Below are 892 nucleotides of genomic sequence, written 5' to 3'. Positions count from 1 at the left end.
CGCCGCGGCGGTGAGGGCCCGCGCGGCCTTCTCCGCGTCGGCGGCGGGGTCCCACACCGCCACGGCGGCCACGGTGCCCTGCAGCGTCCGGCTCTCGACCACCTGCATCCACACGCCTTGCTGGGCCACGAGACGAGCCGCTTCCTGGGCGGGCAGCACCAGCTGGCCGTCCCCGGGCAGGAAGACCACCCGGGTGGCCCCGCAGGCGAGCACGGCCTCCACGAGCTCCCCGATGCCGGCCCGCCGGCCGGGCGAGGAGCGCACCACCTTTGCACCCGCGGTCCGCAGGACCTCGACCAGCCCCACCCCGGAAGCGGCGACCAGCAGCGCCACCTCGCTCCGGCTCGCGTGGGCGCCGTCCAGGCTCTCGGTGCGCACGTCGGCCACCTCGCCCACCTTGCGGCACAATGCCGTCACCCTCGAGGCCGTGGGCGCGTCGGCCACGTGCACGTGCACCCGCCAGTGCCGGCCGGCGCCGGCCACCACCACGGAGTCCCCCAGGTCCGCCAGCCGGCGGCGCAGCCGCTTGACCACACGGTCGGCCTTGCGGGCGGCCGCCTCGGGCAGGGTCGTGCTGAGCACCACCTCCAGCGTGGAGCGCGACGCCGTGGTGTCCCGCTCCTCGTCGGTGTCCACCGAGCCCTCGGCTCCGTCGTCACCCCGGGACTCGCCGGGCCCTGCGGCCTCTGTGCCGGCGTCCTCGCCCACGCGCGCCTGTTCCCCGGTCGATCCCTCGCCGGGGACCTCGGGGAGCGGCAGCCCACCGTCCGCGGGGGTGCCGAGCCACAGCAGCCCGGGCGCCTGCGGGTCCTCACCGGTGCACGTGACCACCAGGTGCCGCAACGCCACCACGAGCCCGGCGGCACCGGCGTCCACCACGTGCGCCGTGCGC

Annotated in this window: 1 pseudogene; it reads right to left on the bottom strand. The window is 77.4% G+C overall.

From position 1 onward, the window contains the following. Positions 1-892 (bottom strand): annotated as a pseudogene (locus HMPREF3099_RS09450) (hypothetical protein); the annotation flags it as partial.

The sequence above is a fragment of the Kytococcus sp. HMSC28H12 genome, assembly GCF_001816045.1.
In the GTDB taxonomy this organism is placed as follows: domain Bacteria; phylum Actinomycetota; class Actinomycetes; order Actinomycetales; family Dermatophilaceae; genus Kytococcus; species Kytococcus schroeteri.
Note: the sequence above shows the minus strand (reverse complement) of the source record. Positions and strands in the feature narration are given on the sequence as shown.